We start from the raw sequence: 23606 nt of genomic DNA, 5'->3' as shown, positions 1-23606 counted from the left end.
CTGCGGAGTTCCCGGTCGGCTGCGGAGTTCCCGGTCGGCCATGGGTTTGCGGTCGAAATAATTGTCCCCGGTCGCCATGGGCGCCTGCGGTCGACATAATTGTTCCCGGTCGGCCATGGACGCCTGCGGTTGACCCCGCTATTTCCCGGACAGCGGTCCGCACTGACTGAAGACCCGGTCGAACCGGCTGATCACATCATCAATCATCTCTTCGGTATATGCCGCACTGGTATACAGACGGGTTCCTGCCAGCGTGATCAGCCCTTCCGCCATATAGGCGGCTCCCATGTGCTCCATTTCCTTCTGGCGGATTCCCGTTTCTTTCAAAATGTGCGGCAGCTGCCATGGCTTCGTCCAGTCAATGGCGAAGTGCATGGTGCCTGCGTTGTCCAGATGACAGACTGAACCGATATTAAAAGCGACAAACGGCAGGTTGTACTTCCGGATCGACGCCTGCAGTCCCTTCGTCAGCCGGTCTCCCATGCGGCCGGCCACCTCGCAGGCATTCCGCTTCTCGATCTCGCAAAGAGTATAGTATCCGGCCACACAGCTTACCGGGGTGGCCGCCAGGGTGCCGCCGCAAAGCGCCTTGGACACTTTCTTGCCGCTGGAGTCCAGCCCCGCCCCCAGATGGGCCATCACATCCCTGTGACCGCCTACGCCGCCGGCTCCCGGGAAACCGCCGGCAATAATTTTTCCGAAAATCGTCAGATCCGGGTCAATGCCGTAGTAGCCCTGGGCTCCTCCCGGACCGATGCGGAAACCGGAAACCACTTCGTCACAGACCAGCAGTGCGCCGTACCGGTGCGCCAGCCGTTCACAGCCTTTCACGAACTCCTTCGACACCGGCCGGGTGCCGCTCTCCGGACCGATCGGTTCGATGAAGACCGCCGCCGTGCCGCCGGTGTGCTTATTCCTCTTCAGATGCTTTTCCAGATCCTCCAGATCGTTCGGGAAGAACTCGTCCGTGTGGCGGAATACAAAACCCGGTACTCCCTTCGACATCATGCCCTTCGTTCCCGGAATCCGGATCCCATATGCCATCTGGTCCGACCACCCGTGGTACGCACCGCCCATCTTCAAAATATTTTTCTTTCCGGTAGCCAGCCGTGCAATCCGGGCCGCACACATACAGGCCTCCGTACCAGATCCCAGCATCCGGAACATCTCCACGCTCGGCACCATTTCGGAAATCTTCTTCGCCAGCTTATATTCATATTCGTGGAACAGTCCGGTGGACGGCCCGCAGGTATTCAGCAGATCAATGACCTTCTCCCGGACCACCGGGTCATTGCTTCCCAGAATCGTCGGGCCGCCGGCCTGGAGCAGATCATAATACTCGTTCCCGTCCAGGTCATACATCTTCGCCCCCTCCGCCTTCGTAATGACGATCGGGAACGGATAGTTGAAAGCCAGATTGTGCTGCACACCTCCCGGGATCACCGTCTTTGCCTCGGTGATCATGGCCTTCGACTTCCCGCACTTCTCATTGAAATAATGCTCTTCGTAGTTCTTCAGCGCATCTTTCCGAATCGAATACACCGGCTTCCGAATCAGCTCGTCCAGCTGCTTCGTCACCGCTTCCGCATCGAGATACTCATCGATGCCGTAACCGTTGTATGCCATATTCTTCCCTCCTGCTATCTGCTGGTCTTCCATGTCGTGAGCGGTCGCTCACATTAGTCCCCGAGCGGCCGCTCATGTTCCATAATGCCGGTCATACCATGTCGTGAGCGGCCGCTCACACCCCACTTCAATCTATCACCCGCAGAATCTTCTGTCAATAATCTGCGCATGTATTCTTTCGACGAGAAAGACCGCCTCTGAAGGACGGTCGGGCGGGAATGTATAAAGTTCGATCATTATTCGGTCGGCTGGGCAGGATTGTATACGGTTCAGGGAGCCACAGACGCATGCATAGTGCGGAATTCGCCTTTTTTTCAATTTCGCAGGTAATCTGCAGTATGCGGGGTGCGAAAATAAAAGAAAAAACCGATTAATCAATGGGCTTGCTCCTGAGAGGTGCGGAACGACCTATTTCCCTCATTTTCGCACTTGTAAATATCCAGGAAAATGGATAAGCCCAACATTCCATCATACGTCATCAACATCGTGTCACCCCGGGAGTGGGAAAAGCAATCTCGGGATGAATATATATAACTATATCCCAATATACATGCAACGTCGCATTGGCTCTGGATATTATAATCCGATTATACAATATGTGGCAGAAATGAGCGGGTGCGGGAATCGGCTTTTTTTGATTCTCGCACTCTGCGTTTCCGGTCGCCTGATCCCGTTGGCCGAAGACGGCGGGAAGCGGGTTCGGAATCAGAAAAAAATCGAATTCCGCACCCCCCCGGCCGACCGCATGCGCCTTTTGCGACCGCACTCCCCCCCGGCCGACCGCATGCGCCTTTTTCGACCGCACCCCAGTCCTCCCCCCTGCCCAGCTTATCGCAGCCCTGCGGTCCGATTTATGATTGGTTTTTTTCTTGAAGGAATGCCCCTTATAATACTATGTAATTTGTCTAATAATACAAAAGTGTGCTTATACCATTGTCATCTCGCTCGAAGCCGTCTGAAATCACGGATTATTTAATCGAATTGGCGAATTCATTTGCAATTTTCTTGCATTATTGATTCGTTCCATGCTAAAGTTTTAACATAAAATGCCGAATGTCATTTTCGCATCATTATTATGTCATTCGGCATGATCGTTTTTTTCTATGTTGGTATTATTGGGAGGTATTGAAATGCCTGAAAAGAAAACGAGGTACCCGTTCGCCTTCTGAGTCTGCGGCTGTACCGAAATCTTCGAACGTCTGTCCTTCTATCTGGGACGTTCCCTGATCCTGCTGTTTGCGACGGCAACTGTCGCAGCCGGCGGTCTGGGTCTGTCGGATGTCACCGGAGCGAAGATGCAGTCCAACCTGACTGCATTCTCCTACCTGGCCGCGATTGTCGGCGGTATCATCGTAGATAAGTGGATCGGCGCACGCTACACGACGCCGATCGGAATGCTGATCGTGGCTGCCGGTTACTTCTGCGGATCCATTGCGCATAACGCAACCATGGTCAACTTCATGATTTTTGGCGTCTGCTTCGGTCTGGGTCTGTTCAAGACCGGCCCGATGGTCGGCAAGATCGTGCGGACAGAGGATCTGAAGTCCGCTTACTCCATCCGTTATTCTCTGGTTAACGTCGGCGCCCTCGTCGGTCCGCTGCTGTCAGGCGTACTGTACACGAAGTTCTTTGCTCACGGTTCGATGCTGGGATTCCGTCCTTGCTTCCGTCTGGCATCCATTGCCATGCTGGCAGGTGCGGTCTGGTTCACCCTGGGCATCATGCTGAAGGGCGGCGACGCCGGAAAGCGTCCGTTCAAGGCAGAGAAGACACCGGAAGAACTGGAGCGTGAAGCAGCGCAGAAGGCTGCCAACAAGGAAGTCAAGCTGACCCTGAATTCCAACGAGAAGAAGAGAATCTGGGCCATCATCCTGATTTCCGCATTCCAGATCATCTTCTGGCTGTTCTGGTACCTGGCATACCTCCCGGCTTACTATTACTGGGGAACGAACATGAGCTGGAAGGTCGGAAGCTTCACCATCCCGACCAACTGGTTCGATGCCTGCAACGCACTGTTCTGCATCATCTCCGGACCGCTCACCGCTATGCTTTGGCACAAGCTGGAAAGCCGTCCGCAGGGAGACATCAGCCTCTTCAAGAAACTGGGAATCGCTCTGGGCTTCCTGGGCTGCGGCTACATCTTCTATGCGATCGTCGACATCGCCAGAGGAAGCGGCAAGCCGAGCTGCCTGCTGCTGATCATCTTCCTGGTGTTCCTCACACTGGGCGAGATGTTCTTCTCCCCGCTGGGAAGTGCGTTCATCGCAGAGTATTCCCCGAGCCGTCTGATGGCGATCATGATGTCCGTATGGAGTCTCGGTATCTTCTTCGCTGCGAAGCTGTATGCATACGTGTACCAGTTCGCATTCGGCGGAAAATTCCAATTCACCCATGCATGCATCGGCGTTGCCATCGTCGCATTCCTTTGCACAGTGATCCTGTTCGCAATGGATAAGCCGCTGCGTTCCCTGGTAGAAAAGAAAGAAGATCAGGCGGAAGCGTAGAAGCTTAAGCTTTGTAGAAAAATCCCAAGCCGCTCTGCCCGAGGCAGGGCGGTTTCATTGAAAGGAGAGATATCACAATGAATCCAGTACCGGAAAGACTCGCTGCTCTTCGGAAGAAGATGCAGGAGAACAATGTCGCATTCTATATCGTCCCGACTGACGACTTCCATCAGGACGAATATGTGGGAGATCATTTCAAGGCCCGTGTATACATCACCGGATTCACCGGTTCTGCCGGCACGGCGCTGATCACCGAAACGGAAGCCTTCCTCTGGACCGACGGCCGCTACTTCATTCAGGCTGCCAAGGAACTGGAAGGCTCTACCGTCGAGCTGATGAAGATGTCCGAACCGGGCGTTCCGACCATTTCCCAGTTCCTGAAGGAACATGTGAAGCCGGGTCAGACCCTCGGATTCGACGGACGGACCCTCTCCATGGACGAGGGAACAGGCTATCGGGATGCTGTCGAGAAGGCAGGCGGCGCCGTTCGCTACGACCTGGATCTGATCGACGAAATCTGGGAAGACCGGCCGCCGATGTCCGACAAGCCGGCCTGGCTCCTGCCTGTGGAGTACGCCGGAAAGACTGCGGAAGACAAGATCCGGGACATCCGGGAGAAAATGGCGGAAGCCGGCGCCGACGTCCATGTGGAGACCACACCGGACGATATCTGCTGGACCCTGAACATCCGGGGAGACGACATCGATTACTTCCCGCTGATGCTGTCCTATGCACTCATCACGGCGGATGCATACCATCTCTATGTGGATGACAAAAAACTCAGTCCGGAAATCGGTCAGTATCTGAAGGATCTGGGTGTAACGGTCCATCCGTATAACGACGTTTACGAAGATGCGAAGAAGATCAGCGGCGCCGTCATGGTGGACCCGAACAAGGTCAATTACGCTCTTTATCACAATATCCCGGCGGACTGCACGAAGATCAACGTCATGAGCCCGGAAGAAACCTTCAAGACCGTGAAGAACCCGGTGGAGGTCAGCAACATCCGGAAAGCGGAGATCAAGGACAGTGTCGCCCATATCCGCTTCATGAAATGGCTGAAAGAAAACGTAGGAAAGATCCGCATCACCGAGATCAGCGCTTCCGACAAGCTGGATGAGTTCCGGGCAGAAATGGGGAATTTCATCAAGCCGAGCTTCGAGCCGATTTCCTCCTATGCGGAGCATGCGGCGATCGTCCACTATGCACCGACCCCGGAGACCGATGCAGAACTGAAGCCGGAAGGCATGCTGCTCACAGACACGGGCGCCGGATTCTGGGAAGGTTCCACTGATATCACCAGAACCTACGTCCTCGGACCGATCACTCAGAAGATGAAGGAAGACTTCACAGTCGTTGCCATCAGCAACCTGTCCCTGGGTAATGCGGTCTTCACCAAGGGCATCACCGGCGTTGCGCTGGACAACCTGGCCCGGAACCCGTTCTGGAAGAGACGCATGAACTACAACCACGGCACCGGCCACGGCGTGGGTTACCTGCTGAACATCCACGAAAGTCCTGCCAGCTTCCGTTCCCGCTTCGTTGAAGGCGACACCGCCATTCTGGAAGAGGGCATGGTTATCACCGACGAGCCGGGCTTCTACGTAGAAGGTTCCCACGGCATCCGTCTGGAGAACGAGCTGCTGGTTGTAAACGATGTGGCCAACGAATTCGGCCAGTTCATGCGGCTGGAACCGATCACCTTCGTTCCGTTCGACCTGGATGCCATCGAGCCGGAAATCATGACAGCGGAAGAACGGACCATGCTGAACGACTATCACAAGAAAGTGTACGAAATCACTTCCCCTTACCTGAACGATGAGGAGAAGGAGTGGCTCCGTAAATACACCAGAGAGGTATAAGCTTTTCATTCGGCAGAGGTCTATGTCTGACGCGATACAGTCTTTCATAACCGTATCAGTTTTTCACCCGGGCGGGTGCGGAATTCGGTTTTTTTCGAATTTCGCACCCGCCTGCGCCGTTTCCGGCCAGCGCTTAGGCGGACCGGATATGGATGGGTGCGGATCGAAAAAAAATCCTGTTTTCGCATCCCGCCGGTTCAGGCTCGAATGCATTCAATAGCGCTAATTTTCCGCAGGGTGCATAATAACACAAAAGGATAGGATAATATGCACATGATTGAGAATCTGATCCGCCCATAGTATACTCTGAGATGAAATTCCCGGTGCGCCCGGATACTCTTTCGGATGACTGAATATCCTTCCGGCTTCCGGAGGTGCGGAAATAAGCATTTAGCTCATTTCGCACCTTCGTACGGGCCGAGATTATATTAATCGAGATTACCTTTTGTTTTCGCACCCTGGCCGCCGCAAAAAAAAGTGCGATTTCAGAGAAATTCCCGGTTTCGCACCTTTCACCAATATACAGCCGTGATTCGTATACAAAAATCCCCCCATCGCTATACAGCAGCATTCAAACCGCAACTTGTATACAATCCCTCCCGCCATCCCCGCCCAGGTTATGAACATTATGTGGATAACCTTGTTGATAACCCTATGGATTTCATTATGCATAACAAATAACGAACATTGACGATAAACGATGAAGCTGTCATTTCAACCGCTCACTGCATCGCAAAAGGACGATCTGAACACATGGAGAAAAAACACCCAACTATCGATAACCCGTCTGCTGGCTCTGCCGCAATTCCCCAGAACCCGGACGCAGCGGGCGGCGAAAACCGTCGAATTTCATCCCTCACCGACGACACCCGTCGCCTTTTGTCCTGGTACGACGAAAACCGCCGGGACCTGCCATGGAGGAAGGACCCGACACCTTACCACGTCTGGCTCTCGGAAATCATGCTGCAGCAGACCCGAGCAGCGGTGGTGAAGGAGTATTACACCCGCTTCCTGGCGGCGCTTCCGGACATTCCGGCACTGGCAGCGGCAGCGGAGGACACTTGCGCGAAACTGTGGCAGGGTCTGGGATATTACAGCCGGGTGCGGAATCTGCAGAAAGCGGCCCGCATCATCACCTTGGAGTACGGCGGCGAAATGCCGGGAACCCCTGAAGAACTGAAGAAACTGCCGGGCATCGGCGACTACACCGCTGCCGCCGTCGCCTCCATCGCTTTTGGTTATCCGGCGCCGGCGATCGACGGAAACTTACTGCGGGTTTTTGCCCGAAAAACCTGCCTGCCGGACAACATCAAATCCAAGGAAGCGAAAGCGGCAGCTCTAACCTACTATGAGGCTGCCATCCCCCGGGACCGTCCCGGCGACTACAACCAGGCACTGATGGATCTGGGGGCGTCGGTGTGCCTGCCCAATGGAAAACCGGACTGCAGCGCCTGCCCGTGGCAAAACACCTGCCGGGCCCACGCAACCGGCACAGAAACGGACTTTCCCGTCATGCCGCCGAAAGCGCCCCGGCGCCGAACCCGAAAAACCGTTTTCCTGATCACCGACGGGGAACGGATCCTCCTGCGGCGCCGGCCGAAATCCGGACTGCTGGCCGGTCTCTTCGAACTGCCGAATGCGGATGACCTGCCGGCTGCAGAGGATGCGGCGTACACGGCGGTCCTTGCGCTTCTGAACGGACAAAAAAATACCGGAATCCCCGGTCGCTCCCACCGGTCCGGATCTGTCCTTCCAGAGCCTCCCGCCCCTGCCGCCGCCCTGCTGATGCCCCTGGGCCCGGCAAAACACATTTTCACCCACCGGGAGTGGGACATGACCGGCTGGGCCGTCGGCGCAGACCTTCGAAAATTCCCACTCAGATGCACCCGGTCCGGCGAACTGTTTGCCGCATCACTCCCGGAGATCCGGTCGGAATATTCGATTCCCAGCGCCTTCCGGGCCTATATGGAGCGGCTGCCGGAGGCGATGGCGGCGGCTCGCTCCCTGAAGCTCCCTTCTGCCAATGACTCCGGGGAGAGCGGACTTCTGCGGCGGTAAGCCGATGCTGCAGCGAACGGCTCTCCCTTTCCCCTTGTCTGCACATTGTATACAAAAATATACTTTCTTCCGGGGGAATGAAGAATTACAATTAGTACACACAAATTCACTGCAGCAAAGGGGAAAATATGAATTCTATCACAATGTTTATTCTGGCTCTGCTCCCGATTATCTGGCTGATTGTGGCCATGAGTGTTTTGAAAATACCGGGGTGGAAGGCCTGCCTGATCGCTTTGGCGCTCACCTGGGTGGAGGCACGGATCTTCTGGAAGCTGCCCCTTCTTCACACTGCCACGGCAGCGGCAGAAGGCGTTGCGAATGCCCTCTGGCCGATTATCATCGTTATTCTGGCCGCCCTCTTCGTGTATAACCTGACGCTGGAAACCGGCGCCATGGAGAAGATCAAGGCCATGCTCGCCTCTGTCTCCACAGACAAAAGAGTTCTGGCGCTGCTGATCGCCTTCGGGTTCGGTAATTTCATGGAAGGCATGGCCGGCTTCGGCACCGCCGTCGCCATTCCGGCCGGCATTCTGGTGGGTCTGGGCTTCAGCCCGCTGCTCTCGGTTGTCACCTGTCTGGTGATCAACTCCACCCCCACCGCCTTCGGCTCCGTGGGCGTGCCGGTCAATACCATGGCGAACATCACCGGGCTGAATGCCGCCCAGATCGCCGGGTCCACTGCGCTGATCCAGCTGGTGATCCAGTTCCTGATCCCGTTCTTCGCAGTCATCATCATCGGCGAGGGGTTCAAAGCCCTGAAGGGCCTGATCCCGTTCATCCTGATCGCCGACCTTGCTTTTGTCATTCCGGAAGTTCTGACCGCAACCTTCATCGGTCCGGATCTGGGGGACATCATCGGCGCCATCGTCTCCATGCTGGTGATGATTCTGTGTGCCTTCAAGCTGCCGATGGCGGAGAACGAGACATTCCGGGTGGAAAATTCCGGAAGCGGCACGGACCGCCTGCGTGCCGGTGAAGTGTTCCGCAGCTGGGCGCCGTTCATCCTGATCTTCCTGTTCCTGCTCCTGTCCTCCCAGATCGTGCCATTTATCCACGATCCGCTGGCGCAGTTCAACAGCCCGGTGAAATTCTACGCCGGAGAAAACCCGGCCACACTGACTTTCTTCTGGGTCAATACGCCGGGTGTCCTGATCCTGCTGGCCGGATTCATCGGCGGCCGGATCCAGCACGCCGGTTTCCCGACCATGTTCCGGGTACTGGGCCGCACGGTGAGATCGAATATCAAGACCATCCTCACCATCTGTTCGGTTCTCGCCGTCGCAAAAATCATGGGATACAGCGGCATGATCGGTGACATTGCGAAAATTCTGGTGGCCGCTACGGGGTCCTTCTTCCCGCTGATTTCCCCGCTGATCGGAACCATCGGCGGATTCGTCACCGGCTCCGGCACCTCCACAACGGCACTGTTCGGCGGCCTCCAGGTCCAGACCGCCCGGGCCATCGGTGCCAACCAGTACTGGCTGGCCGCCGCCAACCTCATGGGGGCCGGCCTCGGAAAAATGATCTGTCCCCAGTCCATTGCCATCGGCTCCGCCGCTGCGGGCCTGGAAGGCGCAGAGAGCAAAATTCTGTCAGCCACCATCCGCTACACCCTCCTGTTCGTCGTGATCGCCGGCCTGCTCTGTTACGGCCTGCCGGCGCTGGGCCTGGTGTAATCCGGACACCTGCGAAGCAGGGCCGGCGGCCGAACGAAACCCTGTCGTCCGGCTGCCGGTCCTGCTTTCGCATGTTCACTTGACCCTCGGGCGTGTCTACTGTGTCCAAAAGGTGCGGAATCACCCAAATAGTCCCAAATCGCACCTAAAATGACGATTCTCCGGGTGCGAAAACAAAAGAAAAACCCGATTATTCTATCCCCCCCTCCTTCGCAGGTGCGATTCTGGGCAAAACCGGATTTTCGCACTTGATTCGGTGATCAGATTGTCCACATTCCATGCGAGTTCGACAAAAAATATCCCAGCTTCCGATCGGTCCTTTCGGAGATCACGCTGCCGACCCCGGAAAAAGATAGAAAAGCCGGTGATAAAATGCGATACCTGTGCTTTGAGTTAATTAATTATGATGTCAGAATTTGGCATTTAATGAGCGAGATGCGAAAACGAGATTTTTCGATTTTCCGCACCCTCCTGAATCGTGTCGCCCCCGATTTTCGGCGGAAACGGCCGGATCAGGGTGCGATAATCGTGGTTATTGTTCAACTCGCACCCGCCCGGGCGACCGCACGCTCATTGGGCGACCGCCGCACCCGCACCGCACACACAAACAGCATCCCGAAGCCGGTTCTTCGGCCTCGGGATGCTGCTCCACTCCATTATTTATTCTCTCCCGCCGGAAGTTCCACCGCCGCCTTGAACAGGTCGCCGTCGATGGATATACGGAAGACGCCTTTCATCATCTTGGTCAGGTCCCGGGCAATGCTCAGTCCCAGACCGCTGCCCTCTGTATTCCGGGATGCATCTCCCCGGGTGAACCGCTCCATCAGTTCCTCCGGATCGATATTCAGCTGTTCCCGGGAGATGTTTTTCATTTCCAGCAGGACGGTGCCCCGGTCCGGCCGCGAGATGATGTCCAGATAGCACCGGGTTCCCGGCATCGCATATTTCGACACATTAGAAAGCAGATTTTCGATGACCCGCCAGAGATACCGTCCGTCGGCGCGCACCAAGGGACGATCGTCCGGCCGTTCGCTTTTTGTCGTTACAACCAGCTCCACATCCGCATCCCGGAGACGGTCCGCCATCTCCGCCACCGCCTGGTTTGTGATGGTTTCCATATCCAGATCGGTGAATTCCATAGGGATGACGCCGCTGGATGCCTTCGCCGCATCGAACAGATCCAGGGTCAGCTGGCGCAGACGGGCGGTTTTTTCATCCAGAATCCGAAGATATTCCGGGGCCTCGGGACTGTCCAGTCCCTCGGTCTTCAGCAGATCAATGTAGGTGACCATGGAGGTCAGCGGCGTCTTCAGATCATGGGAGACGTTCGAGATCAGATCCGTGCGCAGCCGCTGGCTCCGGACTTCCCGCCGCACCGCCCGATCCTGGGCTTCTGTGATGCGGTTGATGCTATCCGCCAGTTGTTCCAGATCACTCCCGCCGGCGGTGAATCCGCTGTCCCCGGAAATCACCCCCGCCACCGGAATCCGGTAGGCGGTGTCTCCGTCTGCAATCCGTTCGGCGCCTTTTCGAATCTCATCGTAGCGGCGCAGCCACCGGGGCAGGAAATACCCCACGATGAGGGCGAGCAGGATGGAGCCGAGCCAGGCGCCGGGAAATCCACCCACAGGACCCATCCCAAAAATGCCGTCTGTGATGCTCCCCAGAACAGCCGGGAAGAAGCATCCGACCATACTCAGGAGGATGACGTTTCTCCGGAAATGGTTTCCGTCTGTCAGTACGTTGCGGATACTGATGCAGATGCTGCCGATCAGGGTGTACTTCCAGAAGCAGCGGGCTTTCAGTGTGCGGGCGATGGACAGAACCACCGCTGCACAGAACCACACTGCGGCGGCCAGCAGCAGGAAGGCGCCCAGGGCCTCCACCCACCAGAGCAGGCCGGCATCTGCACCACTGTGCATGCCGAAGTGCTGGGCCAGATCCTCCAGCAGCTGGATCTCCTCACTTTTCAGGTTTCTTCCAGCCGGCCGGATGACGGTTTGCAGCATGGATGCCACCAGACCGCTGCGGAAGACCCACATCGAGGTGAGCATCACCGCCGGCACCGTCAGGCATCCGGCAGCTACGGCCAGAATGACCTGAATCTCTGTCCACATCCGGTCGAACCAGCAGAGACGGACTTCCCCTTCATCTGTCTGCTGACCGCTTTTCCAGACGGCCAGGATGCAGCACAGCAGGAACAGGGCGAGCCCCGCTACGATCACGATCCACAGCCACTGATTGACCAGATGATATCCTTTCGCCGACCAGGCTGCGGAAAGGTCTGATGCAATATTTTTCCACTTGTCTCCCATCCTGTTATCCGAAAACCAGCCCCAGTCTCCGCCGTTCCGGATATATTCTTCCATTCTCTCCCGGGTTGCGAAAACCTGGAATTCCAGCAGCAGAACCGCCGCAGTCATCACCGCGAAAGCCAGGGGCGCCGCCAGCAGCGATGCGGTCATCACCGTCCGCCGCCGGATCCGGTTGCGCCGCCCGGAATCCCGGTCCGGCCGGATCCCCGGTTCCATCGTTCTCATCGGTTCCGCCGAATCATTCTTTCTCATCGGTTTCTCCGGTTCCATCGGTTCCGGTTCCGGCAGATCCGGCTTCTCCATTTGGATCGTTTCCTGATCCCTGAATTCCTCATTCATTCTGATCCCACCTTTTCTTTTTCTACCGGGCCGGGCTCTACTCAGGAATCTTCTCCACCTTGTAGCCCACACCCCAGACAACTTTCAGATAGCGGGGCGCCTTCGGATTGATTTCAATCTTCTCCCGGATATGGCGGATATGCACCGCCACCGTGTTTTCCGGATTCACCGCCGGTTCTTCCCAGACCGCCTCATAGATCTGTTCTATGGAAAACACCTGTCCCGCATGTTCTGTCAGAAAACGGATGATCCCGAACTCTTTCGGTGTCATGGTCACCGCCTCCCCGTCCACGGTGACGGTCTTCGTCCGGTCGTCCACTGTCAGGCCCCCGGTCCGGAAGATTCCCTGTTTCGGATCCGGTCCGGCTCCACCCAGCATGGTATACCGGCGCAGCTGGGATTTCACCCGGGCCACCAGTTCCATCGGATTGAACGGTTTCGTGATATAGTCATCTGCGCCGACATACAGCCCGTTGATTTTGTCATAATCCTCCGCCTTGGCACTCAGCATGATAATCGGGATGTTCTTCTCTTCCCGGATCTTCATGGTGGCCTGAATGCCGTCCATCTTCGGCATCATGATATCCATGATAATCAGCTTCACATCCTCTTCCCGCACCGTTTCCAGCGCTGCGAAGCCGTCATGGGCCTGCAGCACCCGGTATCCCTCGTTTTCCAGATAGATCCCGATGGCCCGGGCAATCTCCCTGTCATCATCCACAACCAGTATATTCATCCGTACCTCCTGACAATATCTACATTACCAGTGGAATCTTAGCGATTTCCTGCCTCTTTTCTTACGATTTTCTTAATATCCCGGCTCTATGAACCTCCAGGCACCATGAATATCGTACCCATCGTGGCGCCCGCCCATGAGCCGTCCTTTCCATGATACACCATCCTTCCGTCAGGAGAAAACAACAAGGCGTGCGGGCGGCAGCTCTCTTCTCTGCCGTCCGCACGCCTCAGCATGCTTCGATTCAGTCAGACCTCCGCCATACAGCGGCGCCTGCAGCTTCTCCAGCCTCTCCGGTTTCTACAGCTTCTCCAGTTCCTCCAGAACTTCCGGATCCGTCATCTTGTGGAACTCGTGCTTCTCGTCCGGGAATGCGGTGTCCTTGACCTCCCGGTCATACTGCAGGAAGGCATCCGTCATCTCCTGGCCGAGGTTGGCGAATTTCTTCACGAACTTCGGCACATAATCACTGAACATCCCCAGCATGTCCTGGTATACAAGGATCTGTCCGTCGGTTTCACTCCCTGCGCCGATGCCGATGGTCGGGATCGTGAGCTTCCGGGTGATCAGGGCCGCCAGCGGAGAAGGCACACACTCCAGCACCACGGCGAAAGCGCCGGCATCCTGGATCCGGTACGCATCTTCCAGCATCCGCTTCGCCGCCTCCCCGGATTTTCCCTGCACCTTATTCCCGCCGAACGCATTCACCGACTGCGGCGTCATCCCCAGATGGGCCATCACCGGAATCCCTGCATCCGTTATCGCCTTGATCTGGGGGCAGACCGCTGCGCCGCCCTCCAGTTTCACGGCATTGCCCCGGGCCTCCTTCATCAGCCGGCCCGCATTCATCAGCGCCTGCTCCTTGGAAACCTGATACGACATGAACGGCATATCCATCACCACCATCGTATCCTTGGTGGCTCTCGCCACGGAGCGGCCGTAAATAATGCACTCTTCCATGGTCACCGGCAGGGTGTCCTCATATCCCTGCATCACGTTCCCCAGGGAATCCCCTACCAGAATGCCGTTGATCCCCGCATTTTCCATCAGCCGGGCTGTGGAATAGTCATAGCAGGTCAGCATGGAGATCTTCTCATGGCTTTCCTTCATCTTCTGGAATGTCGCAACTGTGTTTTTCATTCTTCGTCCATCCTTTCTGTGCTGCACTGTTCAGCCGGCGTCGTTTCCGCCCGCCGGAGCAGATTGATGATGGACGAGTAATCTCTTTCAGGGTTCTTCTCCCGGGCCGCCGGAACCAGCATCTCAGAGAGCAGACAGTAAATCTGCCGCCGGGCTCCGGAGAGACACGCCAGGTGCTTCTGTATCGTTTCCGCATCCGCCCTTTCCACCGGTCCGGTCAGACTGTCAACCACCCCGTGCTCCATGACGTGCTGAAGATTTCCTTCCGCCAGGGGAGCCAGTGCGGCCCGGGCCCCTTCCTCCGAGAAGCCGCACTCCGTCAGCAGCTGAATGCTCATCAGAAGCAGGGCATTCACCAGATTACTGGCGGCTGCTGCGGCCAGGTGATAGCGGGCTTTGGATGCCGGGCTGATCTCCTGCAGATGAAGGCCGATGCCTTCCAGCATGGGCACCACAACCTGCAGTGCTTCTTCATCCCCTTCGGCGGCAAAAAAAACATCCGGCAGTCGCTCGTAAGCGTGATAACGATCGCTTACAGCAAACAGCGGATGAACGGAAAAGGCCGAAGCCCCGGTTTCTTTCACTTTCGGGAACGCATCCTCAGAAGACAGCGACCCGCTCATATGACCGATATACTTCCCCCGGATCAGCGCCGGATCCATCTCCCGGTATACCGCCGTGATGGATCCGTCTGGAACCGTCAGAAACAGCACGTCACTCTCTCGGACAAGTTCATTCATATCGCTGAAATTCCTGCTTCCGGTAAACCGGGCCGCCTCCTCGGAGGACGCCGCCCTGCGGCTGTAATAGCCGGTGACCGTAAGGCCGTGAGTGCTGAAATATTTTCCAATGGTAAAGCCGACTTTCCCGGCTCCTATGATTCCGATTCTCATGATCTACACCTCCCTGTATGCCCGGGATGGCGTGCCGAACGGGATCCATAGCTGTTCTTCGGGAATCCGTCATATGAAAAAATATGAAATTGCTTCATCGTACATCTGTGCACACAGCACATCGGTACAGTTTCGATTAGGAATACCGTCCATCAGAGAAATACTAACACGCCGCCCCGGTTCTGTAAAGCCGGATCAGCCCTGCTCCCGGATCCACTCCGCCGCATCAATGGCGTGGTAGGTGATGATGATGTCCGCACCGGCCCTCTTCATGGCCGTCAGATTCTCCATGACAATCCGCTTCTCATCGATCCAGCCCGCCTGGGCGGCAGCCTTCACCATGGAATATTCCCCGCTAACATTATATGTGGCCAGCGGTGCCCTGAGCGCATTCCGGGTTTCCCGCACAATATCCAGATAAGCCAGCGCGGGCTTCACCATGACGATGTCCGCACCCTCGTCCAGTGCAATCAAACTCTCCCGCACCGCTTCCCGGCCGTTGGCATAATCCATCTGATAAGAGCGGCGGTCCCCGAAGGACGGTGCGGAATGAGCCGCATCCCGGAACGGCGAATAATATCCGGAGGCCATCTTTGCGCTGTATGCCATGATCGCCGTATTCACGTATCCAGCCTCATCCAGGTCCCGGCGGATCGACTCCACATCCCCGTCCATCATGCAGGACGGCGCAATCATATCGGCGCCGGCCTCCGCCAGTGTGACCGACGCCCGGGCCAGAAGCGGCAGCGACTCGTCATTCAGGATCTCCCCGCCCCGGATCAGTCCGCAGTGACCGTGGGAAGTATATTCACAGAGACACACGTCTGAAATAATCACCATCTCCGGCGCATAGGCCCGGATCTTCCGGACCGCCCGCTGGGCAATTCCATCCCGGTTATAGGCCTCACTGCCCGCCTCATCCTTCCTGAGCGGCACACCGAACACCAGCACTGCATTCACGCCGGCTTCCAGAAGCTGATCCAGAAGCTCCGGCAGCCGGTCCAAAGAATACTGAAACACCCCGGGCATGGACGGAACACGGATCTTCAGATTCACGCCCTCCAGCACGAACAGGGGATAGACCAGTTCCTTCACGGACAGCCGGTTCTCCCGGACCAGATCACGAATCCCCTCCGTTCTTCTCAGCCTTCTCATTCTGTACATTATATACCTCCCATCTGCGGGGCACGGGCCCCGTCGTTCTCCAACGCAATACGGTTCTTCGCTTTTCAGGACAAAAAATAATCCAGTGCCCCGGCCAGACCCTCCGCCGTATGGGGAGAAGCCACCCGGTCCGGCTCAATGCCGGACTTTCGAAGGGCCATGGCCGTGTAATCCCCGATGCAGGCAACCCGCGGCCTTCCCGGCGTATCCGCCGTCAGAACCGCCGGAAACTGCTCGTTAAACAGCCGGACGCCGGATGCGCTGGCGAACACGATCCAGTCCATGGCCTCCGGATCAGCGTCCTCCCGCACCGGTTCCCCCTCCGTCTGATAGAGAGTCACTTTCGTATATGGTATCTGCCGTTCCCGGAAGATCCGGTCCATATCCGGACTGCTCCGGTCCGCCCGGACCGCCAGTACCCGGCCGGCCCGCTCCGGGTCTGCCAGCCCGAGAGCCAGGGCTTCGGACGTGTACTGCGGCGGAACATAGTCCGCCGGATAGCCGAAATTCTTCAGCTGTTCCGCCGTGGCTTCCCCCACACAGGCGAACTGAATATGGGAGAGCCTGCGCCGGTCGAATCCGATCCCGTTCGCTTCCCGAAAAAACATTTCGATGGCATTCTGGCTGGCGAACGTCACCCAGCGGTATGTCTCAATTTCTTCCAGAGCCTTCCGGAGTTTCTCCCGTCCGGCTTCCGACATCCGAAGCTGAATCCGCATCAGATGTTCCACCCGGGCGCTGCTGTGGCCCATCGCCGAACGGAAATTCCGGAAGAACCGGATGGTTCCCACTGCACCGATCCGGGGACTTTTCGCCAGACCCGGATCCCGAAGATCCATGGCCGCTGTCTCCCCCACTACCACAATGGCAGGGGCTTTCAGCCCCGCTTCCCGGACCTTTTCCGGCAAAGCCGAGAGATCAGACCGGACAACTTTTGTCTCTTCCGTAAATCCCCGGGAAATCACCGCCGCGGGCACCGACCCGTCCAGTCCGCCCCGCATCAGATCCGCCGCAATTTTCGGCACCAGATGCAGTCCCATCAGGAACACCAGCGTGTCCGCAGCCCCGGCATAGCGGCTCAGATCCGGATCCTCCTCCGCCGTGTGGGCCGTGATCACCTCGAAACTGCGGGCCGTGCGCCGGTGGGTCACCGGAATGCCCACGCTGGCCGGAACCGCCGCTGCAGAGGTCACCCCCGGGATCACCTCGTAACGGATGCCCGCCGCCGCCAGAGCCTGGGCCTCTTCACCGCCCCGGCCGAAAATCAGCGGGTCGCCCCCTTTCAGCCGTACCACCACGCCGGCCCGGCGCCCCGCATCCACCAGAATCTCGTTGATTTCCGCCTGCTTCTTCGAATGCATGCCCATGCGTTTCCCCACATGAATCAGCTCCGCCTCCGGCCGCACTTCCTCCAGAAGCTCCCGGGCAATCAAACTGTCGTAGATCACAATGTCCGCTTCCCGGAGCACCTCCAGAGCTTTTACGGTAATCAGGCCCGCATCCCCCGGACCGGCTCCTGTCAGATAAACTTTCCCCATATATCAGCCATCCTTTCTCCGGGAACCGGTACGATGGTCCTCCTCTTCTTCCGCCGGACGGAGCGCCGCCAGAACCTGACCGGCCAGTTCTTCAGCCAGCAGGGCACACCGGCTTTCCGGAGCTTCTCCGCTGAAGTACCGGCATCGTCCGTTTCCGTACTTCATCACCCGCATCCGGAGAGTCCCGTCCTCTCCCAGCACCGCATGGGCAGCCACCGGCTCATGGCAGCCCGCTGCGATGCCGTACATGAAGCCCCGTTCCGCCGCCAGCTCCACTTCAGTGCGCCGGTCGTTCAAGTGACGGAGCAGCGCCTCTGTGGCGCCTCCCTTCCGGCACTCCACTGCGATGATCCCCTGGCCCGCCGCCGGCAGATACCGGGCGGCATCCATGGAATGGTATACCAGATCCGGCTCGTGATCCAGTTCCAGTCTGGCGAGGCCCGCCGCTGCCAGAATGACGCCGTCATACTGCCCGATGCGGAGCTTCTCCAGACGGGTGGGAACGTTTCCCCTGAGGGGACTCACATTCTCCAGACCGAACTGTTCCCGAAGCTGCATCTCCCGCCGGAGGCTGCTGGTGCCGATCCGGGGCCCGGACGCAGGGTCCGCCTTTTTTTCGCCCCTTTTTTCCTTCCCCCCGCCGCCGAAGAAGTCATTTCCCCGCCGCACCACCAGCACATCCGCCGGGTTTTCCCGGGGAAGACAGGCGCCGATGACCAGCCCTTCCGGCGTCTTCGCCGGCATGTCCTTCGCACTGTGCACCGCCATATCAATCTCGCCGGAGAGAATTTTTTCTTCGAATTCCGTCACGAAGACGGCTTTGCCGCCGAACTTCCACAGGGGCTTGTCCTTCAGCTGATCCCCCCGGGTGTGAAGAATCACCGCCTCGCTCCGGACCCCGATCTCTGCCAGAAGCTCCTGCACCATTCTGGTCTGGGTCATGGCCAGCAGACTGCCCCGTGTTCCGATTTTCCAGATTCGTTCCGTCATGTTTCGTTATTTGTCCTTTGCTGCTGTGTTTTCTGCCTTTTCTCCGGCATCTGTTCTGCTGCCCTCTCCGGCATCTGCTCCGCTGCATTCTCCGGCCAGGAGCCGCTGCGCCGCCGCTTCGAAAATACGCATCCGTTTCCCCGGATCCTTCTCTTCCCGCAGCACCCGGGCCCGCATATCTCCCAGTGCGCCGGTCGCCCGGTCGAATTCTTCCGGCAGCGCCTCCGCCGCCCGTTCCTTGATCTTCCGGGCCATCAGCGGACTCTTTCCGTCTGTGGACACCGCCAGGGTATAATTCTCCCGGCGCAGCACCGCCGGAAAGATGAAATCCGAATGGGCCGGATCGTCCACGGCATTACAGGGAATTCCGCGGGCGCCGCAGTCCGCCGCAATACTCCGGTTCTTCTCCGGATCTCCTGTAGCCGCCACCACAAAGACGGTGTCTTCCAGCAGATCCGGCCGGTAGGGCTGAAGCAAAATCCGGATTTCTCCCGCCCGTTCCCGCTCCCGAAGTTCCGGAAGCACCGAGGGCGCCGCCACCACCAGATCCGCCCCGAAGCCGGAGAGCGCCTTCACCTTCCACAGGGCACTCCTTCCGCCTCCGGCGATCAGAATCCGGGCGTTTTCAACTTCAATCATAAACGGAAAATATGCCATGTCCGTTCCTCCGGTTCATTAGAAAAGGCTGCCGCACCGCGGCAGCCCACTATTCGCCATTATACCATTATTCTGCCGTTTTCGAACCGATATGATACGGAACGGCTACCAGCAGAATTCCGCCGATCATATTGCCCAGCGTCACAACGCCCAGGTTGAAGAACCATCCGCCGACGGTGATCGCTGCATTTCCCGCCGGATTCAGCAGGGAAAGGGTCAGGAGCGTCATGTTAGCCACACTGTGCTCGAAGCCGGTGGCGAAGAACGCCAGCAGACACCAGAACACCATGATCAGCTTCCCTGCATCGCTCTTGGCCCGGAAACCGCACCACACGGCCAGACACACCAGAACGTTACAGAGAATGCCCCGGGCCAGAAGCGGAACGAATCCCGCAGTCATCTTTGCCGCTGCCGCACCGGTCACAGCACCCAGCGTCGCATCGGTATCCAGTCCGGTGAGCCAGAAGATCACCGCCAGCAGGGCTGCACCCGCCACATTGCCGATCCAGCAGACAATCCAGAGTTTCACGGCATCGCCCAGGGTGACGGTTTTTCGCAGCACCCCTGCAGCCATCACCATGTTGTTGCCGGTAAAAAGTTCAGCACCGGCGATGACCACCAGACTCAGGGCAACGCCGAAGCAGCAGCCCATCACCAGTTTCGTGAACGGCGAGCCGTTCAGCGCACCGCTCAGGGTAAACACCAGCAGAACACCGAATCCGATGTAGGCGCCGGCCAGCATGGAATACAGGAAATAACCCAGCGGATTCTTCTTCAGAAATCCTGCCTTTCCCTTCGCCCCGTTGGCCATTACAATATAATCTTCATTAAACATGAGTGGTTTCCTCCGTAGTTTCTATGATATGCGGAAGTACCGGCGGGAAGCCCGGGACGACCCGCCGATCCTGTTCTCCTACTGTTCCCGCTCCGAGAAACGGAACATGGACTGTTTCAGCTCATTTGTCTGGTCGTAGCGCTTTCCGCCCCAGTACAGACGGCCCTGAATTTCGCACTTCGGATTCGGGTGAACGTCCCGCATGATGTAGTTCAGGAATTCCTCGAAACCGGTCCGGTCCACGATGTAGCCGATGTGTTCCTTGCTCTCCACCGCTTCTCTGTCCAGATACTTGTCCAGATAATCATAGACATTGACAATGATCTTCGTCACGGTGTCTTCGTCCGCCCACTTCATGAAGTCCTCCGCCAGACGCGGGTTCTTCTTTCCGGTGCGGCCCAGCAGAACCACGCGGAAATATTCTTCCTTGCTTCTGGTCCAGGCTCTGGTCGGACAGTAGTTGATGCAGACGCCGCAGCCGATGCACTTGTTCGTGTCTCTCTCGATCTTGCCGTTGACAACTTTCAGAGCGCCCACGGATCTTTTTTTGCAGTATTTCACGCACTGCTCACAGCCGATGCAGCGGTCCTTGTCATACTGGGGCTCAGTCTGTCCCATGATGCCGAAGTCATTCAGTCTGACATGGGCGCAGTCGTTGGAGCATCCTGTGAAGGCAATCTTCACATGGTGGTCGTTCGGGAAGATCAGCTTGTCGATCTTCTGGGCGAACTTCTTCGTATCATAGCAGCCGAACGGACAAAGAGATTTTCCCGGACACGCCACCACGTTACGGGTGCCGGAAGCCGGGTATCCCCCCTCATACTCTTCCTGATTGACACCACGGTTTTCGATGATCAGCTGCAGCGCCTTGTTGACCTCTTCCACGTCCGCCAGATCGATTCCCGGAATTTCGAATCCCTGCCGGTTCGTCAGGTTGACCATTCCCTTGCCGTATTTCTTCGCGATGTCTACCACACGCTGCAGGGATTCCACATCGATCTCACCGCCCGGGCACCGGACACGGGAAGCTGTTTCGCCTCTCACCTTGGACTGACGGAAGGCGTTCTTCTTCAGCTTCTTCATATTCGTATCTAAATTCGTTCTGTTCATGCTCCGTTCACCTCCATTAATCGATCAGCGACTTGTGCTCGGAGAAGCGGAAGACCGGTCCGTCGATGCACACATACTTGTCATTGATTCTGCAGTGGCCGCACTTTCCGATGCCGCAGCTCATTCTGCGGGAGTCGGAAATCCATACATTCTCTTCCTTCAGCCCCCGCTTCATCAGCTCGATCATGGAGAACTTGATCATCGGCGGCGGTCCGACGACGATGACCCGGCAGTTTTCGATATCCCGGATCGGCAGGTCCGGAATGTACTTCGTGACCATGCCCACATTTCCCTCATAATCCTCCGGCGCACCGTCCACGGTCAGAGTCAGATCGATGAGATCCTCCCACTCCTCGAAGTCGTCCCGGAACATGATTTCATCCGGATTCTTGAATCCGGCAATCAGGTGGCAGTCCTGCGGGTGATCCGTCCGGCAAAGATACTGCACCACGCCCCGGATCGGCGAAACCGCCGTGCCGCCGGCCACGATGACCACCTCATTCTGGCCGTACAGCTCCACATCAAAACCATTTCCGTACGGCCCTCTGATAAACAGAGAATCCCCTTCCGTCACGTTCTCGAACAGCCAGTCTGTTACCTTTCCCACACAGCGGAGGGTCAGGTCCACATGATCGGCACCGATTCCGCTGACGGAAATCGGACATTCTCCGACCTTCGGAATTGAAATCTGGAAGAACTGGCCCGGTTTCACCGGTCCCCGATAGGTGAAGCGGAACGTCCACTCTTCCGGCGTATGCTTAATGATCTTCTGTACTACGGACGGGATCGGGAGATATTCATTCTTACCTGGCATCGTCGTTCACCTCCAGTTCTTTCACTCTGTCGTTCATCTTGTTGATACAGTTGGAGAAGGAAATATATTCCGGACATACCGTGTCACAGCGGCCGCACCCCACGCACATGTCGTAGCCGAACCGCTTGCGGAAATCATAGACCTTGTGCAGCGCCTTGAACCGCATTCTCTGGCCGTTCGTCTGCCGGAGCTTCAGACCGCCTGCCACATCCGTGTAACCGTCGATCATGCAGGATGCACAGACTCTCCTGCGCTCTCCCACCTTTCCGTTATCCGTATAGAACAGATCCTGAATAGTGAAGCATGTGCAGGTCGGGCAGACCAGATTGCAGCGTCCGCAGTTGATGCAGCGCTTCGTATACTCATCCCAGAACGAATCCTCGAAAAGACTCAGCGGCACCTCCTCCGGGCGGGTGACCCGGAACTCCGCTTCCGTGACGAACTGCGGCGTGACATCCTGCTTCGTCCCGGCGTTCTTCTCGAACAAAGGCTGAAGGGATTCCTCTTTCACATCACAGTGCACTTCACCATCGATCACATCCATGGAGAATACATAGTCATCGGTCCGGTTGCTGCCCATGCTGACACAGAAACTGTTGTCACAGGCCTTCCCGCATCCGATCAGTGCGAACTTCACCAGTTCCCGGCGCCGTTCATAGTAGTAGTCGTCGTTTTCGCCGTTCCCCAGATACATCTGGTCCAGCCGCTTCACCGCATTGATATCACAGCTTCTCATCAGAACGATGACCGGCCGGGTGTCGATGTTCGCCTCCCGGATCTGATCCTCCGTAAAATAGAACATAGTTTCTGACAGCGGCGTCAGAATATCCCGGAAGGAATAGTCCGAACGGAGATCCAGTTCGATCTCATCCAGACTGTCCACAAAATCATAACGGACCACATCCGTGTCCTTGAATCGGCCTTCTCCCTCCTTCAGCACCGGAGCGAAAATTCTGTAATCTTCGCGCATACCCCGGAGTACCCGGTCGAAGCCATCTCTGCTCAGCACATAGCCCATAGGAACCTCTCTTTCGCATCTGTATAACGGAACCAGCTGATTGATTTGACTGATAAAACTGACGTTGTGAGCGTTTCCCCGCTCATTTGTTAAAAATTATACTTTGCGAAATTATCCCTTTCTGTTGCGTCCGCCACGTTAGTTTTCGCTAACATCATAAATAATATTGATGATAAGCACGCTTTCTATTACGATTTCTAACATGCGATAATAAACTACGTTCATGAATGGGATCGGCGGTCGCATGACGGGACAGCCGGTCGTCGGAAGGTGCGGGTGCGGTCGCATGACGGGACAGCCGGTCGTCGGAAGGTGCGGGTGCGGTCGCATG

17 protein-coding genes are annotated in these 23606 nt (G+C 57.0%); 4 read left to right on the top strand and 13 right to left on the bottom strand.

Features of this window, described 5'->3' with window-relative positions; translation table 11 throughout:
- Window positions 1-138 precede the first annotated feature (138 nt).
- The gene (locus BLQ24_RS07885; protein WP_090164415.1) at window positions 139-1626 is read right to left on the bottom strand and encodes an aspartate aminotransferase family protein; all 1488 of its coding nucleotides are present in this window, start codon (window positions 1624-1626) and stop codon (window positions 139-141) included.
- 1187 nt (window positions 1627-2813) lie between these two features.
- On the opposite strand from BLQ24_RS07885, the gene BLQ24_RS07875 reads away from it, so the two are divergent.
- The 4 genes from BLQ24_RS07875 (at window position 2814) to BLQ24_RS07860 (ending at window position 9726) form a co-directional block, all read left to right on the top strand.
- Entirely contained in the window at window positions 2814-4130 is a 1317-nt protein-coding gene (locus BLQ24_RS07875; RefSeq protein WP_336433277.1) for a peptide MFS transporter, read from the top strand.
- Between the two features lie 77 nt (window positions 4131-4207).
- The gene (locus BLQ24_RS07870; protein WP_090164409.1) at window positions 4208-5992 is read left to right on the top strand and encodes an aminopeptidase P family N-terminal domain-containing protein; all 1785 of its coding nucleotides are present in this window, start codon (window positions 4208-4210) and stop codon (window positions 5990-5992) included.
- A 753-nt stretch (window positions 5993-6745) separates the two neighbouring features.
- Window positions 6746-8050, top strand: a complete 1305-nt coding sequence (mutY, locus tag BLQ24_RS07865) for an A/G-specific adenine glycosylase (protein WP_090164407.1) — start codon at window positions 6746-6748, stop codon at window positions 8048-8050.
- A 128-nt stretch (window positions 8051-8178) separates the two neighbouring features.
- Window positions 8179-9726 (top strand): L-lactate permease, encoded by a 1548-nt coding sequence (locus BLQ24_RS07860; RefSeq protein ID WP_090164405.1) that lies wholly within the window; start codon window positions 8179-8181, stop codon window positions 9724-9726.
- 656 nt (window positions 9727-10382) lie between these two features.
- Here the strand turns inward: BLQ24_RS07860 and BLQ24_RS07855 are convergent.
- From BLQ24_RS07855 to asrA, 12 genes are all read right to left on the bottom strand, one after another.
- Window positions 10383-12380 carry a sensor histidine kinase gene (locus BLQ24_RS07855; protein ID WP_090164403.1) on the bottom strand — a complete coding sequence of 666 codons (1998 nt, stop codon included), beginning with the start codon at window positions 12378-12380 and terminating at the stop codon, window positions 10383-10385.
- Between the two features lie 37 nt (window positions 12381-12417).
- Window positions 12418-13116: a response regulator transcription factor gene (locus BLQ24_RS07850; protein WP_090164401.1), complete on the bottom strand. Its 699-nt coding sequence runs from the start codon at window positions 13114-13116 to the stop codon at window positions 12418-12420.
- Between the two features lie 300 nt (window positions 13117-13416).
- Complete coding sequence (gene panB / locus BLQ24_RS07845) at window positions 13417-14256, bottom strand: 3-methyl-2-oxobutanoate hydroxymethyltransferase (protein ID WP_090164399.1); 840 nt, start codon at window positions 14254-14256, stop codon at window positions 13417-13419.
- On the bottom strand, window positions 14253-15149 hold the full coding sequence (locus BLQ24_RS07840; protein WP_090164397.1) for a Rossmann-like and DUF2520 domain-containing protein: 897 nt from the start codon (window positions 15147-15149) through the stop codon (window positions 14253-14255). The genes panB and BLQ24_RS07840 overlap by 4 nt, the downstream gene beginning before the upstream one ends.
- Window positions 15150-15344: 195 nt before the next feature.
- Window positions 15345-16313 (bottom strand): porphobilinogen synthase, encoded by a 969-nt coding sequence (gene hemB / locus BLQ24_RS07835; protein WP_090164395.1) that lies wholly within the window; start codon window positions 16311-16313, stop codon window positions 15345-15347.
- Window positions 16314-16378: 65 nt separating this feature from the next.
- Window positions 16379-17851 carry a uroporphyrinogen-III C-methyltransferase gene (gene cobA / locus BLQ24_RS07830; protein WP_090164393.1) on the bottom strand — a complete coding sequence of 491 codons (1473 nt, stop codon included), beginning with the start codon at window positions 17849-17851 and terminating at the stop codon, window positions 16379-16381.
- A 3-nt stretch (window positions 17852-17854) separates the two neighbouring features.
- Window positions 17855-18841 carry a hydroxymethylbilane synthase gene (gene hemC, locus BLQ24_RS07825; protein ID WP_090164391.1) on the bottom strand — a complete coding sequence of 329 codons (987 nt, stop codon included), beginning with the start codon at window positions 18839-18841 and terminating at the stop codon, window positions 17855-17857.
- Window positions 18842-18847: 6 nt separating this feature from the next.
- Window positions 18848-19498 carry a precorrin-2 dehydrogenase/sirohydrochlorin ferrochelatase family protein gene (locus BLQ24_RS07820; protein WP_090164389.1) on the bottom strand — a complete coding sequence of 217 codons (651 nt, stop codon included), beginning with the start codon at window positions 19496-19498 and terminating at the stop codon, window positions 18848-18850.
- Between the two features lie 67 nt (window positions 19499-19565).
- On the bottom strand, window positions 19566-20333 hold the full coding sequence (locus BLQ24_RS07815; protein ID WP_090164387.1) for a formate/nitrite transporter family protein: 768 nt from the start codon (window positions 20331-20333) through the stop codon (window positions 19566-19568).
- A gap of 78 nt (window positions 20334-20411) precedes the next feature.
- A complete protein-coding gene (gene asrC, locus BLQ24_RS07810; RefSeq protein ID WP_090164384.1) occupies window positions 20412-21443 on the bottom strand; it encodes a sulfite reductase subunit C in 1032 nt (343 codons plus the stop codon).
- 16 nt (window positions 21444-21459) lie between these two features.
- On the bottom strand, window positions 21460-22257 hold the full coding sequence (gene asrB / locus BLQ24_RS07805) for an anaerobic sulfite reductase subunit AsrB (protein WP_090164382.1): 798 nt from the start codon (window positions 22255-22257) through the stop codon (window positions 21460-21462).
- Window positions 22247-23275, bottom strand: a complete 1029-nt coding sequence (gene asrA / locus BLQ24_RS07800; protein WP_090164380.1) for an anaerobic sulfite reductase subunit AsrA — start codon at window positions 23273-23275, stop codon at window positions 22247-22249. Before asrA ends, asrB begins: the two co-directional genes overlap by 11 nt.
- Window positions 23276-23606: the final 331 nt, after the last annotated feature.

Origin of the sequence: Eubacterium pyruvativorans, assembly GCF_900102225.1 — a bacterium.
Taxonomy (GTDB): Bacteria; Bacillota; Clostridia; order Peptostreptococcales; family Anaerovoracaceae; genus Aminicella; species Aminicella pyruvativorans.
Note: the sequence above shows the minus strand (reverse complement) of the source record. Positions and strands in the feature narration are given on the sequence as shown.

What these genes read in the sequence shown, in the direction of transcription:
- BLQ24_RS07885 (WP_090164415.1), bottom strand. Translation starts at nt 1,626, where the DNA reads ATGGCATACAACGGTTACGGCATCGATGAGTATCTCGATGCGGAAGCG.
- BLQ24_RS07870 (WP_090164409.1), top strand. Translation starts at nt 4,208, where the DNA reads ATGAATCCAGTACCGGAAAGACTCGCTGCTCTTCGGAAGAAGATGCAG.
- mutY (WP_090164407.1), top strand. Translation starts at nt 6,746, where the DNA reads ATGGAGAAAAAACACCCAACTATCGATAACCCGTCTGCTGGCTCTGCC.
- BLQ24_RS07860 (WP_090164405.1), top strand. Translation starts at nt 8,179, where the DNA reads ATGAATTCTATCACAATGTTTATTCTGGCTCTGCTCCCGATTATCTGG.
- BLQ24_RS07855 (WP_090164403.1), bottom strand. Translation starts at nt 12,380, where the DNA reads ATGAATGAGGAATTCAGGGATCAGGAAACGATCCAAATGGAGAAGCCG.
- BLQ24_RS07850 (WP_090164401.1), bottom strand. Translation starts at nt 13,116, where the DNA reads ATGAATATACTGGTTGTGGATGATGACAGGGAGATTGCCCGGGCCATC.
- panB (WP_090164399.1), bottom strand. Translation starts at nt 14,256, where the DNA reads ATGAAAAACACAGTTGCGACATTCCAGAAGATGAAGGAAAGCCATGAG.
- BLQ24_RS07840 (WP_090164397.1), bottom strand. Translation starts at nt 15,149, where the DNA reads ATGAGAATCGGAATCATAGGAGCCGGGAAAGTCGGCTTTACCATTGGA.
- hemB (WP_090164395.1), bottom strand. Translation starts at nt 16,313, where the DNA reads ATGTACAGAATGAGAAGGCTGAGAAGAACGGAGGGGATTCGTGATCTG.
- cobA (WP_090164393.1), bottom strand. Translation starts at nt 17,851, where the DNA reads ATGGGGAAAGTTTATCTGACAGGAGCCGGTCCGGGGGATGCGGGCCTG.
- hemC (WP_090164391.1), bottom strand. Translation starts at nt 18,841, where the DNA reads ATGACGGAACGAATCTGGAAAATCGGAACACGGGGCAGTCTGCTGGCC.
- BLQ24_RS07820 (WP_090164389.1), bottom strand. Translation starts at nt 19,498, where the DNA reads ATGGCATATTTTCCGTTTATGATTGAAGTTGAAAACGCCCGGATTCTG.
- BLQ24_RS07815 (WP_090164387.1), bottom strand. Translation starts at nt 20,333, where the DNA reads ATGTTTAATGAAGATTATATTGTAATGGCCAACGGGGCGAAGGGAAAG.
- asrC (WP_090164384.1), bottom strand. Translation starts at nt 21,443, where the DNA reads ATGAACAGAACGAATTTAGATACGAATATGAAGAAGCTGAAGAAGAAC.
- asrB (WP_090164382.1), bottom strand. Translation starts at nt 22,257, where the DNA reads ATGCCAGGTAAGAATGAATATCTCCCGATCCCGTCCGTAGTACAGAAG.
- asrA (WP_090164380.1), bottom strand. Translation starts at nt 23,275, where the DNA reads ATGGGCTATGTGCTGAGCAGAGATGGCTTCGACCGGGTACTCCGGGGT.